This is a genomic window from Alteromonas sp. W12 (assembly GCF_001924945.1).
Classification (GTDB): domain Bacteria; phylum Pseudomonadota; class Gammaproteobacteria; order Enterobacterales; family Alteromonadaceae; genus Alteromonas; species Alteromonas macleodii.
The window spans coordinates 14,590-31,044 of record NZ_LQXH01000011.1; the positions used below are offsets into that span (position 1 = coordinate 14,590).

The window sequence follows — 16,455 nt, forward strand, 5'->3', positions numbered from 1 at the left end:
TAGGGCTCGCATAAGTGCGCGTAATTAAACTAATTTACTAAGGCGAGACTTGCGAAGCACCTAAAGTGCTCTGCGCTCTCGTTACGGTAGGAAGTGGCTAGCTAAACCACTTCCACCATATAAACACCATTAGAAACCCAAATAGATAGATTAGGCCTAAATAGCTAAGCAGCTTCACTACCACGTTTGGCGCCGCGTCTTGATGAAGCTTGGTTTGTGCCACAAGCTTATGGTTAAGCCAAGCAAACATTGGAGTAGTAACAAAGGCCAGCGTCATCGCAAAGCCTAACATTGCCAATAGCGCAGATTTAAAGAACAACACAATGATAAAACTCGCCACTGCCATGAACAGTAACACCGGCGTTACCAGCGTATTTCGTGCGTTTTTGTCTTTGTTAAAAAGAAGCGCTATTGCTTCAGCAACCACCCTCGCATAACCATCGTAAACGGTTAGCGCAGAACCAAATATGCACAAAAATGCAACCAGTGCGATAAGCCAATGCGCCCACTGTCCAATGGTTGATGAGTACATACTAATTAGCTGATGGGAAAAGCCGATACCGCTGGTACTTAGCTCTGTCCCGCTGCCATACAAAATTAATGCACCTAAACCCAAAAACAACAATGCGAGTAGCACCGTCACTGCATAACCTAAATTAAAATCGAAAAGGGCCGACTTTGGCGTTACGGCTTGCCCTTTGCACTGGCGCTTTAACCAAAGTGAAGTAATGGACGATATTTCAATAGGTGCGGGCATCCACCCCATTGTGACGACTAAAAAGCCTAATGTAGCGAGCGTCCAAGGCGAAGGCGGCGCCACGGCAGGTGCTGGTGAAGCAGAATAATTGCTTAGTGCCACCACGAATACGGCTACAGTCGCCACCACAAGCACGCCCATTATGCCTTTGGCGATATTGTCCAATCCTTCAAAATGGCCAGCGAGTAGAATGATTAAAATAAGTGCCAAAACCACTGAAGCGGACAACGTTATGGCGATATCGAAAGGAATAAAATACGACAATAAGCTTGCAGCAAACAACAACAGCGCTGCAGCATTGACCACCGACGCAATGATATTCAAACCCAAGGCAACGGCCAAATATCGTCGTCCCATTCCCAAATACCCTTGCTGAAGGCTTTGCTTTGTACTGATGGTGTAGCTAACGCCTGCTCTGAAGAATGGGTATTTGAGTAAGTTAACTACCAATATAAGCAGCGCTAACTGCCAACCAAACTTCGCCCCCGCTTGAGTTGATGCTACTAAGTGACTACCGCCTACCGCCGCTGTTGCCATAAGCACACCCGGGCCGAGCAATTTTAATAGTGCAATACAACGGGCAAAAAACGATGTTTCAGCTGAATACGACAAGGCAACCTCTAAATGGGCATTTCAAAATAGCCGTTAACCATATCAGTAATATAATAAACAGAAAAGAGAGTACGCGCTCATCTGCAAGGCTTGTAGCGTAAGCAGCTGTACCCAGTTTACGCGGGCTATTTAGCCGGAGATTTTAAAAGGTATACAAAGCGCCAGTGAATAAAAAGGCGCTGTTGTCGCTGTAATCTCCACGCGCAAAACCCTCTCCTTTTTTGAGGTAGGCTCCACCTAGCACTAATCGCAACTCGGGTCGCACTTGATACCGCCAGCGAGCTTCCACTTGATGGCCAATGAAACTGTCCACGTCTTGAGGTGCTTTTTGGTACCACATGGCTTTGTAACCAAGCATAATATTGTGCGCTTTTGCTGGCTTAGACACGCTTCGAAGCCCCACTGCTTTTAGGTTTCTACGTGGCATAGCCTGATATACATCAGTAGGTCCGAAATCAAAACGCCGCACGCCGTATAAGGTATCAAAGTCAGAGATTGTGTCATCGCTTGTGTCGTTGTCGCCACTGATATAGTCAACTTCAGCTCTAAGAAAGGTGTTGTCTGTAATCTGTTTCCCAACATAACCAAACAGCATATATGCACGAACGTCTTTCTCGTCTGTATCGTTAGCAGATGCGGTTTGATAAGAAGTTCCCGCTTGCCCCACCACCTCTATATTTGTTATCAGGCCATTATTGAAAGGCTGGGTATAGTCCACACTCAATGTGTACAGATCACGGTTTTTGGTGGCAAGCGCTTCACTATCATCTTCTTTTAACCAGTAGCTTTGCAGCTTGACGTTGTTGTCTTTTGACGCAGAGTACACACCAAAGAATTTTCGTTCGCTAAAACTCTTGTCGAACGCGCGTTCGTTCCCGTCCAGACTTTCACTGTCAGTAGGAAAGCGAGATACCGGCAGCACGTACACGCCGTGTACTTGCCAATCTGCAACTCTTGCTTCCACCACAATTCCATCATAGCTATTGGTGGCATTGCGATAGGCTGTTTTGGCCAATAGCCTGCGACTGCCGTAGTCGAGCTCCATACGCCCTACCTTTACCGCAGACACTTCGTATAAGTCAGATGCTCGTTCAGGTTTGTAGGTGATAAAAAACTGTGTAGGCTCCAGTGTATTAACCTGATTGGCCGTTAGCGTTGGATCGTTTTCATCCAGAAACACTCGCGAGTCACGTATTTCGATCGTTGCCGCGAGGTTTTGATAACTTACCGTAGAATTCACGATAAAGCGTGTTGAAAGACGCTGATTACTTTTTTCTCGTGCAGCTGATGATGTTGGAAATATAGGGTTATTCAACGACTCGTAGCGCACTCTAAACGAGCCAGAGACATCAAAGGCTATTTCATCACTCGACGCATTGGCTAACGGGCAAATAACAACGAGTATTAGCAGAAGGCATGTGCTCAACAGCGAGCGAAAACGACCACGCCCGTAAAGTCGCACAAATAAAGGGCTGCGCATTAGGAAATAACCATTACATCAGTATTATGTGCACTGAAGTATATAGATTATTTTTATTATCGCACTGCCCTTTTAGTTTAATTTATTATGCCTTTGGCGTTTAGCCAGCGGGGCTTTTATATAGCCCCTTAGGCCTGAAACGCCAGCTAGCGTCTGTCAAAATTCACTTTTTTCTGCGGATGCTGATAGTAGCCTTCTTTTAGAAGGCGTTTAAAGCGGGTCAGTTTTCCGTCCAGCGTTAACTCTTCTAACCCTTTATTAAATAGCGACAGAATAAGCTGACTGTCACTTTCGCCTTTAGGCACTAACAAATGCGTGGTTACAGTTGAGATAAACGGCTTAATGGGCATCACATCTCTGCGGTCGCCACTATCGAAATCACGCTGAAGCAAGTACCATCCGGTTAACTCATCAATGGGAAAAACGTCAATTTTACCGTCAATCAGCGCCTGTAAATTGTCTTTGTCTGTGGCACTTTCCACAACATTACTGCTGCTTTTAATGTAAGCGGCAAGTTCATCGTTGTATAAATACCCCTCTGTTACGCCCATCTTTAGTTCTTTTAAGTCGCTTAATTCAGCCCAAGTATCAGGGCCCTTTTCAGCATTAACATAAAACACCAAGCTTTCCGCACTAATAGGGTTACTGTGGAAAAACTCGCTTTCCCGGGCGCGCACAAAATTGCCGTATGAGATGGCGTCGTATTCGCCTTTCAGCGTTGCTTCAAGCGCTTCTTCCCAGGGTAAAGATACAAACTCAACCACAACGCCCGTCTCTAAAAACGCATCAGCGATTATGTGATTGATATAACCGTCGTGCTGCATATCAGTTGACGTATAAGGGGCATACTCTGTGGTCGCTATTCGCAGTTTCATCCACGCATGGGCAAAACTTTGCATTGGAACTAGCGCTAGTATAAATGTCGCTATTAATAGTAATCGCATGTCAAAGTCCTGTTAGTGATTAGAAGTAAATACCAAGGTTTATGTTCAGGCGGTGGGTAGTTTCTTGTCTACCACCTAAGTCGAGTCCCACGCCCGGACCGCCTGAGAACCACATGTTTTTGCCTTGGATACTATCTACATATACAAACAATTTATCCCAGCCAAAGCTACAGCCGTTTATCCACTGCGACGAGTTTTTCCCTTCACTTCCTTCACCTTTTGCCACGCTGTACTCTGAGTAACAAGTAAGTGATTCTATGTGAGTAAACTTATAAGGCACAGAGTACACAAGGTTTGCTGAATAGGTTTTACCGTCGGCCGCGGCTAAGAACGGGAAGGTGAAAGAGGATAGCGCTATGCGATCGTCTGCTTGCCCTTCTGGTGCAGCCAAATCGTATTCATAATCGATATACTGCAGTTCGACTTTTAGGTCGCCTTGGGTATGGCGCATATGCACGGCATAGGCATTCATATCACCATCATCTAGGGTATCCAGGTTTAAGATGTTGCCGTATTGGTAAGACACGCCAATATCGGTAGTGCCTCCGCGAATAAAGTTTGCCGTGTAGTTAGCACGTAAATTATATTGGCCGTCTTCTTTATTTCGATATTCACCGTCGTCCGCCACGTCGAACGAATAGCGCCCAAACTCAGCGGCATCGTTGTACTCGTCGTTCATAAAATAGGCGGCTTGAAAATCCCAGTTGCCCCAATCGTGGTTTATTTTCACTCCAGCATCGTAATCATCTTCGAAGCCAAGATAATAATTTACCGAGAACCAAAAGTTGTTACTGGCAAAGGGCTGCAAACCAAACGGTGTTTGGGTTATACCTGCTGTAATCTCGGTTTGCTCATCGAAATGATAAGTCAGGTCGGCGAACCTTACTGTGTCGAAGTCGGTGTTTTCGTACCATCGATATTCGGCTTTATAGCTAAATTGATCTGACTCACCTGACACGCCAAGTTTGAATGATTCAAATTCGAAACCATCTCTAAACTCGGGAATTTGCCAGTCTTGATGCCCGTAGTTAACCCTAACATGACCGCTTAAATTAAAGGGAAGTTCGTCGGCATTAGCGAAGCTTGAGGTGCACGAGGCTATTGAAACTAAAGAAAATGCGGATAGTAGCTTGTTCATTACTGTTCCTGTATTGAATTTTTGGCGGGAACCCTTTGCTAAAAAATGCCTCTAAGAAACATGAGGGGCGTTAAAGCGCTTAGGTGTATCGCGCACCAAAATAAATCCTTCAGTACTAACAATACTGAGCAAACCTTAAAAAAAGATCATTTGTTAAGGTCAGACTTCTGTGACGTGACTCAAGCAAATTAATCGCCCCCCGCGAGGCGGCGGCATTTAAACATTGGTCGTTTACTGTGGAAAGTGAAGTGCTATGTATGCGCGGTAGATGCGGAAAGTTTTGCTGTGAACGTCAGGTCTACTCTACTAATTGGTCGCCACTTGAACAGCGAATAGGGGAATATGTGAACATAGCGTGCCAGCTTTACGACTACATCGAAATTGCGTGTATGTATGGGCTTGAAGTGAGCGTGGTATTAAAAGACGGGAATACGATAAACGGTAAAGCATTGACCACAGTTATCGATAAACGCAACGACGTGGCCACAGAGTGTATTCAAATGTCCATCGACAAAACCACGCAAAATATTGCGCTTAATGAAATCGCTCAACTTCACGCAATAACTGACAACCCGCATTTCAGCTCAGTCAGCTTTTAGGTAGTATGCGCAGCTAACTTAGCTTAACTTTCAAAGTGATCCTGATTTATGACGCAAAACCTCTCGGCCATTACTTTTTTTGTAGACGACTACGACAGTGCCGTTGAATACTTCACCACGGTTTTAAACTTTACCTTAACCGAAGACAAAGTAACCGGCGAAAACTCGCGTTTTGTTCTGGTAACCCCACCACACAGTGCTACGAGCTTGTTGTTGGCGCAAGCAAAAAATGACACAGAAAGGGCACTCATTGGCAGCCAAGCCGCCGATAAAGTATTTTTGATTTTGAATACTGACGACTTCTGGCGCGACTTCAATGCCATGCAATGCAAAGGGGTGGCATTTTTAGAAACCCCTCGGGAAGAAGTGTATGGTACGGTAGCCATCTTTAGAGATAAGTTTGGCAATAAGTGGGATTTGATCCAAACCACCTAATTGCACTTTATATAAGTGCGCCTTGTCGTTGCGATATTTTTTGCGGCAAGGTTTTAAATGAATAGTGTAAGGAAGTAGAGGAGAAGTAGCACGTGCAGGCCATGAAGCGTTCCATTATTGCTGATGTTGTTGCAATAGCGGCAATAGCACTGTTGATCACTACGACGTTTTATTGGATAGAAGCAAGGCGCGAAGTCATAATTCTCTGCGATAATTTTACGCCTGGCGTATCGAAAAAAAGTGTCGAACGCCAGCTAGATACTGCAAACTTATTGTTGTGGGATACAGAGTTTGTTGCAAATGGCAGCAAAATCGAAGCATATAGCCCGCTACACTTAGGCATTATGAAATGCAGCGTAGAATTTAATAAGCAAGATACCGTTGTATTCTCTATTGTTGAGTAATCAGACTCCCTAGCAGCTTCCTCTACTTTTTGCGTTTTATGTGAACCAGGTTGGTGCAACGTTTACATCGACGCAACACCCTATTCACCGGTGCGCTAAAAGTCGTAAAGGCAAACTTACCTTCCGCCATTTATCGCACCGAGTTAACTTTTCATCTCGCTGTAACCTACTGTGTTGTAAACGTATAATTACGCTGTGTCTTCTTAACGCAAACTTTTTCTTATGCAAAAAACAAAACACAGTGTCATCGAGGATGTTTTCGCCCTGATAAGCGCCGGCTTGTTTGTTGCTTTTGGCGTATATTTATTTCAGTCTCAAGACTTAATGGTAGGTGGCGCGGCAGGCTTAGCGCTGTTAGGTACTTATGCCGTAGATATGGACTTCGGCTTGCTATTCTTTCTGATTAACTTACCGTTTTACACCCTAGCTTGGACGCAAATTAGCAAGCGTTTCACCATTAACACCTTTATATCCGTCACCACGGTTTCTGTACTAACCGAGCAAATTCCAGCGTTTGTGGATATTAGCCACGTAAATCCATTTTTCGCGGCGGTATTTGGCGGTATTCTAATTGGTGTAGGTATGCTGATGATGTTTCGTCATAGCTCAAGCCTTGGTGGCGTTGGTATTATGGCGTTCTATTTACAACAGCGTTTCAATATTAGAGCCGGTACATTCCAGCTAACCGTCGATAGCTGTATATTACTTAGTGCTCTGTTTTTCATCGCTTGGCCTTTAGTGCTGATTTCAATTTTAGCCGCATTTTGTTTGAACATGGTTATTTCGCTTAACCATAGACCAGAGCGTTACTTCCCAGTGCAAGGCGAATCTGAATCAAAAAAGGCAAACGTTGAGTCAAACAACGCCGATACCAATCACATGGAAAATCGTGCTGAAAACAGCCTAGAACAGTGCTTAGACAGCGAGCTTCGCGCACAAAACGGCTAAATTTACTCAGCCAGTCTTTGCCATTCGGTCATAAATTTTCGCTGTTACTCCCCTCAAAAAGAGACAGCAGCGATGATTAGGGCAACAAATAAAAAGCCCGGTTAGGCACAACCTAACCGGGCTTTCTTGTATCTTTTATTTGTATCCCTAGACGCCTACAACAAACCTATTGCTTCTTCTGAACAGGTCTTGACGGTCGACTTACTACTCCACGGTTCACTCTTGGACGAGAAAACGAAGTACGCATACAAACCTCACTTATGAGTTGTTGCTCAGCACAGTTGGAGGCGAAACATTCACCGCAATCCCGCAACCAAGCCGATACAGTATAGGCTCAAAATGGGGGTAAAAGTCTCATTCTTTTAATGAATAGTGCTTTATTAAAACTTATATAAAGATTGGCCAAATTGGCACTGCTTTGAAAGTTAAAGGTATTTTACAATGCGCGGCACCCGTTGAGAAACGCGGGTCATTAATTCGTAGTCGATAGTGTCAGCATTAGCCGCAACTTCCTGAATTGGCACATTCTGCCCCCAGAGTTCAACTTCATCGCCCACCGCGACGTTGTCGATATGAGTTACATCGATTGTGATCATGTCCATAGAAACGCGGCCAACTAAATAGGCGCGTTTACCTCTAATCATTACCGGCGTACCGTTTTTGCAGTGTCTTGGATAGCCATCGGCATAACCAATGCCAACGGTTGCAATTTTGCTGGGCTTACTTGCTACCCAGGTTTGACCATAACCAATTCCCTCGCCTGCCGGTATGGTTCGTACCGCTAATACACTGGAGCGAAGTGTCATGGCAGGGTAGATTTCAATGTCGAGATTTTGTGCGGTAGAAACGGCACCTCCATAAACCCCCACACCTAAACGGTTCCAAGCATTTCGACTTGCAGGCCAGTTTACCGTGGCGGGAGAATTAGCCACGCTGGTTGGCAAGCCCAATTTACTCGCTACTTGATTGAACGCATCGATTTGCGTGTTGGTAAAGTTATTATCTACATCGTCAGCGCACGCAAAGTGCGTAGCAATAACCGTTTGCTCGCTAAGTAAATGATTGTACTTAGCAGCAATCCCTTCGATATCGGAAAGGGCAAAACCCAACCGGTGCATGCCGCTATCCACTTTAAGCCAAATATGCGGGCGCTGCTGTTCGGGGCAGCTTTCTAACCACGTAAGCTGTTCTTCGCAGTGCATAACTAATATACAGTTATGCTGAAATGCCATTTGGCACTCTTTTGCCTGATGTGCCCCTTCTAACACCACAATAGGCGCAGAAATTCCCGCGTCGCGAAGCGCAATGGCTTCTTCAATTATTGCTACGGCAAAACGCGAAGAAACATGCTGAAGAATGCGCGCTACATTTACTGCTCCATGACCATAAGCGTCGGCCTTTACTACCGCCATAGACTGACTTGAGGGCGCTAAAGCAGCAAGGGCTTTAAAATTATGTAAAAGGGCATCAGCATGAATGATAGCTTGCGTTTGTCGGCTCACAGAAAAACACGTTCCTTAAATGTTTAATGAGAAAGAATATCGAAAGCCAAAGTGTACCACGAGAAACGTATTAGCTGCGCAGGATTAATAATGAAAAACGTACCATCTAACGCAAGGTTTCTTATGGCATAAAATACCGTTATGCTTTGCGCTAGCTCATTATCACAATTTCGTTGCCCCAAGGTTTTCAATGTCTTCGCACAATTCTTCTACTTCAGAGTCATCCGCCAACGCCAGTATTAAAAATACAGTCAGTACTGACAATCAAGCGGCAGGTAATAAGCCCACCGTTAACGAATTAGCCCAGTCACTGAATAAAATTGTTTCAGAAGGCAGAAACCCAGACACCCTCGATATAGACACGCTAAGCACGGAAGGCATTCTTGCCCGCATTAACAACGAAGACGCGAAAGTGGCAAACGCAGTTACCTCGCAAATTCCGCAAATTGGAAAAGCGGTGGATGCTGCAACCATTAGCATTAAAAATGGTGGCAGGCTTATTTATATAGGCGCGGGGACCAGCGGCAGGCTGGGCATACTTGATGCGGTAGAGTGCCGCCCCACGTTTAGCGTGCCTGATGAACTGGTTGTTGGCGTGATAGCTGGCGGTGAAAAAGCCATTCAGCACGCCGTAGAAGGTGCAGAAGATGACGTCGACGCGGGGCGTGCTGATCTTGTAGCGCTGTCCTTAAACCACAACGATACCGTTATTGGTATTTCGGCAAGCGGTCGTACACCCTATGTAAGTGGCGCACTGGAATATGCCCGTTCGCTTGGCTGCTTTACTGGCGCTATTGCATGTAGCCCTAACGCCGCTATTTTTACCCATGCTGATGTAGCTATATGCCCAGTTGTTGGTCCTGAGGCACTTACTGGCAGTACGCGCATGAAGTCGGGTACGGCGCAAAAGCTAATTCTTAATATGATTAGCACCAGCACAATGATTAAGCTGGGGAAAACCTATCAAAACTTAATGGTAGATGTGAATGCCACTAACGAAAAACTAAAAGCCCGTGCGCTTCGCATAGTTATGCAGGCTACGGACTGCAGTGAAAATACTGCTTTAGCAGCGCTTAGTGCGTGTAATAACAAAGCTAAAGTTGCTATTTTAATGGTATTAACTGGGCAATCTGCCGAGCAGGCCGCCGCTCAATTAGATGCTAGCGGTGGGTATTTACGTTCCGCCGTGAATAAAAGCGAATAACCACGGTAAACTAATGCTATGAAGGTTTTAACTTCGGTCACATTGAGCAAGGTATTTAGACGCCTAACGTCGAGCGCATTCATTGCAGTGCTTTCTCTAGCACTAATTAGCTTATCGCTTACCGGCTGTGCACAGCAAAGCTTATCTACACATGTATATACAAGTGATACAGGTGGCAACGCGAAGCATCCTACACTAATAGAAAAGCAGCCTGTATCAAGCACTAAGCCGTTTACTGTAGGCGCTGAACGCTACTCGAAATATCTGCCCTTGCTAGCAGGTAAACGGGTTAGTTTGGTGGTAAACCAAAGCGCGTTGGTTTCGAGCCACAGCGCATTGCCTTCTAGCAAAGTTGAGCCTGAAGAGCGCGAATCAAGCAATAGCTTGGCTACACAAAAAAATAAGATAAAGACAAGCCAGCGCAATCAGCATCTGCTTGATGCCCTACTTCAACGCAGTGTTAATGTTGTAAGTATTATGTCGCCGGAGCACGGATTTAGAGGAGATAAAGGCGCCGGCGAAAAGGTAGATAGCAATATTGATGCTAAAACCGGTTTACCTATTCACTCCCTTTACGCCGCAACCAAAAAGCCTACCCCCAACATGTTGGATGGCATCGATGTGATTGTTTTCGATATCCAGGATGTAGGCGTACGCTTTTACACCTATTTAAGCACCTTGCACTATGTGTTGGAGGCGGCCTTTACGCGTGATATCGACGTTATCGTGTTAGATAGGCCAAACCCTAACGGCCGTTATGTTGACGGTCCAGTACTACAATCTGAATTTTCGTCCTTCATTGGTATGCATCCTATCCCCGTCTTACACGGTATGACCTTGGGCGAACTTGCTAGAATGATTGTGGGGGAACAGTGGTTAGATATTGACGCGAGCAGTTATGACAACGCTAAGCTTACCGTTGTCCCAGTGCAGGATTATCAACGCACTGCACATTATTCATTGCCCGTAGCCCCAAGTCCTAACCTGCCAAACGATTTATCGATACGCCTTTACCCAACGCTGTGCTTTTTTGAGGGCACCGATGTGAGTATAGGTCGCGGCACTGACTTTCCCTTCCAACTTATTGGCCACCCGTTTGTTGAATTTGGTAAAACCAAGATACCGGTAAATGCAAATAGTGCAGCGCCCCACCCTAAACATGAAAATACTCTGCTAAGTGCACATGTCTTTTCTTATGCTGATCCTTTGCTCTTGGAAGGCTCTGACTCTAAGCAAACAACTCACAAGCGCTCACCAATTAGTGGCTTAGATATCGCTACATTGATAGATGCCTATTCTCTTTTTTCTGAATATAACAAAATGGTCAGCGCCAGTGATGCCTCTGAAGAAATCTTCTTTACTCGCCCAGATTTCTTCGACAAATTAGCGGGTACCGATGCGCTACGATATCAAATTCAAGCCGGTAAAACGCCTGCAGAAATTCGCCAGAGTTGGCAGAAAGAGTTAAGCAAATTTAGAGAAAAACGAAAAGCATACCTGCTTTACGAAGACACGGATTGATGTACAGATAAACGTTTTTAGCCTTGAGGATTTGAGGTTTCTTATCAAGGTAAATGTGGAGGAAGCGATAGCGATGCCAAACTTAACATACAACATGTAAGTAAACACTCACACCCACATAAACACAGCTTTATTGGAAGCTAAAAAAGTTAGTGAAAACTAACCTTCTTCATTTTTTGTTTTTACCAAAGCTGCGAGCTGAGCTTCAGCGGTGGCTTTTTGATGTTTAAGCTCATCTCTGCTTTCACCGTCACTCTCAGCGATTTTTGCATCAATATCGGCGATCGTCTGCATCAGCGTTTCTTTACTTTTTTCTTTTTGCTCGGCCTCTTCAGCTTTGTCAAAAATAACGTCTTCAGGAGATGCTTCTTCTTGTTTAGTGTGTCCAGGCGATTTAGCTATCATTTTCAAGCCGTCAGGTTGGGGGCGTTGATTCATAAAGCTAGGAGAAACAATTTCAATATCGGCATTATGCAAAGCGTCGAGTACGGCTTTGTGAAGTCTTGAACGCGCGCTCAGCAAACTCTTTACTTCGGTTAGTAGACCTGAAATGCGATAACTTACTGAAAAGTCGCCTAACCCAACTACTTGTACAAATGGCTCTAACAGCTGAGCATTTTCAGCTGCAACAAGTAAGTGCTTTTCAATAATGCTGTGATGAATATCGTAACCTAAGCTGATATCCACACTAACAATTGCGCCAGACGCTCTGGTCACAGAAACGGGCGAATTCACCATCAGCGTATTGGCAAAGGCAATAAGCTCTCTGCTCTCAGTCTGAATTTCCACATCGAGCAAGCCCATTTCGGTAACGCGACCGCTGTAGCCTTCTACCTTGATAAAGTCACCCACTTTAAACGGACGATTTACACGAAGTACGATCCCCGCCATCAAATTCCCTACCATGGTGGTAGAAGAAAAGGCAATCACACCTGATATAAGTACGCCGATAAGTGCAATAACCTGATTTCTAGTACTCTCACTTACAGGGAGCGTCATTGCAATTACAACAGCGCCAATGATAGTAAGTACCAACATTCCAACTTGGCGAGGTAACTTCTGCTCACTAGTAAGATGGCTCTGCTTGGCTAGCAGAAGGTAGTGCAGTGCAATGAGCACACTTATTACCAATACAATAGCGACAAGGAGCGGAACAAAAGGGAACAACGCACTTAATACCGTATCGACTAATGACGTTTGCGTAGCGCCTGATGTATTTGTTGTATTCACGGTATTTCCTTTTGAAATGGCTTTTAAAATGACTTTTGGCTTGGCTCTTTGTTCGCACTTAAATGGGCAATATCTTTGGTTTTGGTCTCTGCTTTCGCGTGGCCACCTATTTCAACGAAACAGGTGAACGTCCCTCAGCGAGCACGCTACCAAGTAATACATCAACCAATGCATTAAGACTATAGCTCGTAACGTGCTGATTTTCTTTGTCACTTTGCTGTGTAATGTTCACCGCATAACTAAATGTAGCAATAGCAACATCGGCTAGCTCTTTCACGTCATGCGCTTTATATGGCATGCGCAGTGGAGCAAAGACCACGGTTTTATTCTGTGCTTTCGCAGCAACCATTATTTTTTTGCTAAATGCCATCACCTCAGTCTCGCTTGCGCGTCGTTTCACATGCTCAGGTAAATCAACTCCTCCTAATTCATAGTTAGCATGTAGCGGACTAATATTACCAACCACTAGCACGTCAGCTTGTTTTAGTAGATTCATTGCTAATTGGGTTTTAGGTAACGCAGTTAACGGCAAACACGCAAACTCCAGAGTCTTATTGTTGAAGTTGGAACGTGCGCGTGTAAGCGCGGCTTCAAATGCTAAACATCTTGCTGCGTCTGGCATAAGCGCCAACCAGCGATTTGAAGTTATTGGCAACTCATCCTTCCCGAAGAGTACAGTTACCGACGATCTGGAAAGCGCTTTCTCAATTTGAATTCCTCGGTTTTTCAAACTGTTAGGATTATTCATTGAAGCATTTTCTTTCGCTTCATTGAGCCACCATGACATGGGCTTGGAAATAAAACTTTGCAAAGCAAAGCGCTGTTTTGCCTTAATAATACGATTATGAGACGCTTTCAAGAAAGCGCTTTCCGACATTCGATTTGCTGCATTATCCAAAAGTAACGCGAACTTTTTTATGTCGTCTTGGTTTCTTATGGTGAACGGCATAAGCGCAATATCAGCACCTGCGCTGAATGCACTGACTAATGCTTCTTCATGGGAGAAAAACTGAGTAATACCTGCCATGTCTAACGCGTCAGTAACGATAAGGCCTTGATATCCTAATTGGTTGCGAAGCAAATTGCTTAGTATCTTCTTTGACAAAGTAGCAGGAACTATTTGTGACTTACCATGCTTATCAATAATTGTCGTATCGTCTAAAGACGGGTACTGAATGTGTGCACTCATAACCATTGCAGGAGGCGTTGCACTATTAATGATATTCGCAAAAGGAAGGATGTCACCCGCCATAGCTTGCGCTTTGCTATGCGTTACTTGCGGCAAGCCACTGTGGCTATCTACATGGGTATCACCATGGCCTGGAAAATGTTTGATAGCACTCATTACACCTGTACTTTGCATAGCACTGACAAATGTCTGCCCGAGTGCGGCAACCTGCTCTGGATTTTCCGAAAAGCTGCGTACGTTAATAACGGGGTTCTTCGGCTCGCTATTTACATCAACCGACGGCGCAAAATTGGTGTTTATTCCCAGCGGTAAAAGCGTTTGCCCAATATGCGATGCCACACTTTGCGCAAATGCGCTGCCTCGCTGATGAAAAGTGGCGCCAATGGCCATGTTACCCGCAAACGGCGAGAGCATGTCTGAAGGCAACCTTGCTACTCTGCCCCCTTCTTGATCGACAGCAATAAACAACGGCTGACGACCTGTTTTAACCATATGCTGCTGCATGGTGTAATTGAGCGTAATTAACTGCTCGGTATTTTGAATGTTCTCTGAAAACAAAATAACACCGCCGATGTTGTGCGTACTAAGCACATTTAAAAGTGACGGTGGAATTACGGTCATGGGCGTACGGCAGCGCGAAGACGGCGTATTGTCTTCACAGAAATAGCGAAAATCCAAAATGATTTTTTGCCCGAGCATGTTTTTTACAGCGCGAATTGTTTCGGCATCAGCGCTGGGCTTAGGATTATTCGAAGCGTTAGCACTTTCAGATTGAGCGGTTGCGCTAGCAGTAAACAGTGAAGCACTTAATAAAATGAGTATGCCTGACAAGATAGCGCTAAGGCCCATCAATGAAGCACGTTTTTTACAAATAACTTGCTGGAATAACAATGTTTATCTAATCCTTGGTAACACGAAGCACAATACGGTACGCTAGCATAAATGAGAGAAGCATGTTCGCCAACTTTGAACTGCAATCACACATTCTCTTACGCAAATAGACATACCTATAGGGCAAGTAGAGCGTAGTAACTTATCAAAGCTCAACAAGTCCTAGGCACACATAAATTTAAGTTTGGAAAGAAGTATGGATTGGATGTCAGTCATCCCCCCTCTTGTGGCTATTGCCGTCGTCTTTTGGAAAAAAGAAGTCATACTCGCATTAGCGCTGGCTGTTTTGTGCGCGGAAGCGTTAATTTTGGTAAATGCTGATATCGCTAGCAGCTATATGGCGCCCATTAATGCCATAGAGCGCGTGGTTGATACCGCCGCGAGTCCGGGCAATACACGGGTGCTTATTTTCTCTGTACTAGTGGGCGCGTTGCTCGCATTTATACGTGACTCTGGCGGAGTAACGGCAACGGTCAACTTTCTAGTAAACAAAGGGGTAGCGAAGAGTCGCAAACAAGTTGGCGGCTTGACCATGTTCACTGGCATCGCTGTATTCATAGAATCAAACTTAAGTGTGCTCACTGCCGGCATATTCGCCCGAGGTCTGTTTGACCGTTTCGGCATGAGCCGCGCGCGCTTAGCCTACATCATCGACTCCACCAGCGCGCCCGTTTGCATTTTGATTTTATTGAACGGCTGGGGGGCATTTATACTCAGCCTGCTCGATGCATACGAGCTACCAGCTTCGTCAGCCTCAATTTTATGGGGCAGCGTATTTTTTAACTTTTACGCTATCTTCACCTTACTTATTGTGGCCTACACTATTTCCGCTGACAAAGTGCACGGCCCCATGGCTGAGGAAGAAAAAGCACTCACGCATGTAGAGGTTAACCAAACTACGGAACCTGCCACCAAGGCACGTTTTATGTTGGTACCGCTAATAATAATGGTATTAAGCATGGTTGGCTTCATGTTCTGGACAGGTAATGGGGTATTGTCTGAAGGCAGCGGGAGCAAATCTGTACTTTACGCTACTGCTTTAGCTACTGCCATTGCCTATGGCCTGCTCTTAATCCACAAACGTTTTACCCACAAGGAAGCGGTAGAAATTGGTTTTAAAGGGATGGGTGAACTACTTCCTCTAGTAACCATAGTGTTACTGTCGTTAACCTTAGGCAATAGCCTTAAGGTGCTTGGAACGGGCGTGTTTGTCGCGGGCATAGTGGGAGAGTATCTTCCTTTAGTGCTTATTGTTCCCATGCTATTTATTGCCGGAGCGATCATGTCGTTTACCACAGGCACGTCATGGGGCACATTCGCCATCCTAATTCCTATTGGTGTGCCGTTGATTCAAAGTTTAGGGTTACCCCCTTCACTGGTCATTGGCGCTATTTTGGGGGGCGGCATATTTGGTGATCACTGTTCACCTATTTCCGACACTACTGCCGTATCTTCGCTAGCAGCAGGTACTGACGTATTAACGCACGTTAAAACTCAGTTTCCCTACGCACTATTTGCGGGCGCACTTACGCTTATTGCCTATTTTGTAGCAAGCTTGATCATGCTTGGTTAATGCCGTTGATTAAAGCTTGCTGGAAGTC

At 45.1% G+C, this 16,455-nt stretch carries 14 protein-coding genes; 7 read left to right on the forward strand and 7 right to left on the reverse strand.

Going from position 1 to position 16,455, the window contains the following annotated elements; all coding sequences use genetic code 11:
• Positions 1-97 precede the first annotated feature (97 nt).
• From AWH61_RS16820 to AWH61_RS16835, 4 genes are all read right to left on the reverse strand, one after another.
• Positions 98-1,369 (reverse strand): NRAMP family divalent metal transporter, encoded by a 1,272-nt coding sequence (locus AWH61_RS16820; protein ID WP_075177709.1) that lies wholly within the window; start codon positions 1,367-1,369, stop codon positions 98-100.
• A gap of 142 nt (positions 1,370-1,511) precedes the next feature.
• Entirely contained in the window at positions 1,512-2,849 is a 1,338-nt protein-coding gene (locus tag AWH61_RS16825) for an alginate export family protein (RefSeq protein ID WP_075177710.1), read from the reverse strand.
• 146 nt (positions 2,850-2,995) lie between these two features.
• Positions 2,996-3,793 (reverse strand): substrate-binding periplasmic protein, encoded by a 798-nt coding sequence (locus tag AWH61_RS16830; RefSeq protein WP_075177711.1) that lies wholly within the window; start codon positions 3,791-3,793, stop codon positions 2,996-2,998.
• A gap of 19 nt (positions 3,794-3,812) precedes the next feature.
• A complete protein-coding gene (locus AWH61_RS16835; protein ID WP_014975544.1) occupies positions 3,813-4,931 on the reverse strand; it encodes a TonB-dependent receptor in 1,119 nt (372 codons plus the stop codon).
• Positions 4,932-5,188: 257 nt separating this feature from the next.
• Here AWH61_RS16835 and AWH61_RS16840 point away from each other — a divergent pair, with 257 nt between their 5' ends.
• The 4 genes from AWH61_RS16840 (at position 5,189) to AWH61_RS16855 (ending at position 7,317) form a co-directional block, all read left to right on the forward strand.
• Positions 5,189-5,530: a Rho-binding antiterminator gene (locus AWH61_RS16840; protein ID WP_249922675.1), complete on the forward strand. Its 342-nt coding sequence runs from the start codon at positions 5,189-5,191 to the stop codon at positions 5,528-5,530.
• A gap of 48 nt (positions 5,531-5,578) precedes the next feature.
• Positions 5,579-5,965 carry a VOC family protein gene (locus AWH61_RS16845; protein ID WP_075177713.1) on the forward strand — a complete coding sequence of 129 codons (387 nt, stop codon included), beginning with the start codon at positions 5,579-5,581 and terminating at the stop codon, positions 5,963-5,965.
• Positions 5,966-6,057: 92 nt separating this feature from the next.
• Positions 6,058-6,369, forward strand: a complete 312-nt coding sequence (locus AWH61_RS16850; RefSeq protein WP_014948122.1) for a hypothetical protein — start codon at positions 6,058-6,060, stop codon at positions 6,367-6,369.
• Positions 6,370-6,591: 222 nt separating this feature from the next.
• Positions 6,592-7,317: a YitT family protein gene (locus AWH61_RS16855; protein WP_049588369.1), complete on the forward strand. Its 726-nt coding sequence runs from the start codon at positions 6,592-6,594 to the stop codon at positions 7,315-7,317.
• Between the two features lie 425 nt (positions 7,318-7,742).
• Here the strand turns inward: AWH61_RS16855 and alr are convergent, their stop codons facing one another.
• On the reverse strand, positions 7,743-8,819 hold the full coding sequence (gene alr, locus AWH61_RS16860; protein WP_075177714.1) for an alanine racemase: 1,077 nt from the start codon (positions 8,817-8,819) through the stop codon (positions 7,743-7,745).
• Positions 8,820-9,009: 190 nt separating this feature from the next.
• On the opposite strand from alr, the gene murQ reads away from it, so the two are divergent.
• Both murQ and AWH61_RS16870 read left to right on the forward strand, forming a co-directional pair.
• Positions 9,010-10,023 (forward strand): N-acetylmuramic acid 6-phosphate etherase, encoded by a 1,014-nt coding sequence (gene murQ / locus AWH61_RS16865; protein WP_083605983.1) that lies wholly within the window; start codon positions 9,010-9,012, stop codon positions 10,021-10,023.
• A gap of 18 nt (positions 10,024-10,041) precedes the next feature.
• Positions 10,042-11,544, forward strand: a complete 1,503-nt coding sequence (locus AWH61_RS16870) for an exo-beta-N-acetylmuramidase NamZ family protein (RefSeq protein WP_075177715.1) — start codon at positions 10,042-10,044, stop codon at positions 11,542-11,544.
• A 159-nt stretch (positions 11,545-11,703) separates the two neighbouring features.
• On the opposite strand, the gene AWH61_RS16875 is transcribed toward AWH61_RS16870, so the two are convergent.
• Positions 11,704-12,774 (reverse strand): mechanosensitive ion channel family protein, encoded by a 1,071-nt coding sequence (locus AWH61_RS16875; protein WP_075177716.1) that lies wholly within the window; start codon positions 12,772-12,774, stop codon positions 11,704-11,706.
• Between the two features lie 106 nt (positions 12,775-12,880).
• Positions 12,881-14,854 carry a glycoside hydrolase family 3 N-terminal domain-containing protein gene (locus AWH61_RS16880; protein ID WP_075177717.1) on the reverse strand — a complete coding sequence of 658 codons (1,974 nt, stop codon included), beginning with the start codon at positions 14,852-14,854 and terminating at the stop codon, positions 12,881-12,883.
• A 196-nt stretch (positions 14,855-15,050) separates the two neighbouring features.
• On the opposite strand from AWH61_RS16880, the gene AWH61_RS16885 reads away from it, so the two are divergent.
• Positions 15,051-16,427: a Na+/H+ antiporter NhaC family protein gene (locus AWH61_RS16885; protein WP_039225029.1), complete on the forward strand. Its 1,377-nt coding sequence runs from the start codon at positions 15,051-15,053 to the stop codon at positions 16,425-16,427.
• Positions 16,428-16,455 lie beyond the last annotated feature (28 nt).

Coding starts and splice junctions, on each gene's coding strand:
- AWH61_RS16825 (WP_075177710.1), bottom strand. CDS start 2,849: ATGCGCAGCCCTTTATTTGTGCGACTTTACGGGCGTGGTCGTTTTCGC.
- AWH61_RS16830 (WP_075177711.1), bottom strand. CDS start 3,793: ATGCGATTACTATTAATAGCGACATTTATACTAGCGCTAGTTCCAATG.
- AWH61_RS16835 (WP_014975544.1), bottom strand. CDS start 4,931: ATGAACAAGCTACTATCCGCATTTTCTTTAGTTTCAATAGCCTCGTGC.
- AWH61_RS16840 (WP_249922675.1), top strand. CDS start 5,189: ATGCGCGGTAGATGCGGAAAGTTTTGCTGTGAACGTCAGGTCTACTCT.
- AWH61_RS16845 (WP_075177713.1), top strand. CDS start 5,579: ATGACGCAAAACCTCTCGGCCATTACTTTTTTTGTAGACGACTACGAC.
- AWH61_RS16855 (WP_049588369.1), top strand. CDS start 6,592: ATGCAAAAAACAAAACACAGTGTCATCGAGGATGTTTTCGCCCTGATA.
- murQ (WP_083605983.1), top strand. CDS start 9,010: ATGTCTTCGCACAATTCTTCTACTTCAGAGTCATCCGCCAACGCCAGT.
- AWH61_RS16870 (WP_075177715.1), top strand. CDS start 10,042: ATGAAGGTTTTAACTTCGGTCACATTGAGCAAGGTATTTAGACGCCTA.
- AWH61_RS16885 (WP_039225029.1), top strand. CDS start 15,051: ATGGATTGGATGTCAGTCATCCCCCCTCTTGTGGCTATTGCCGTCGTC.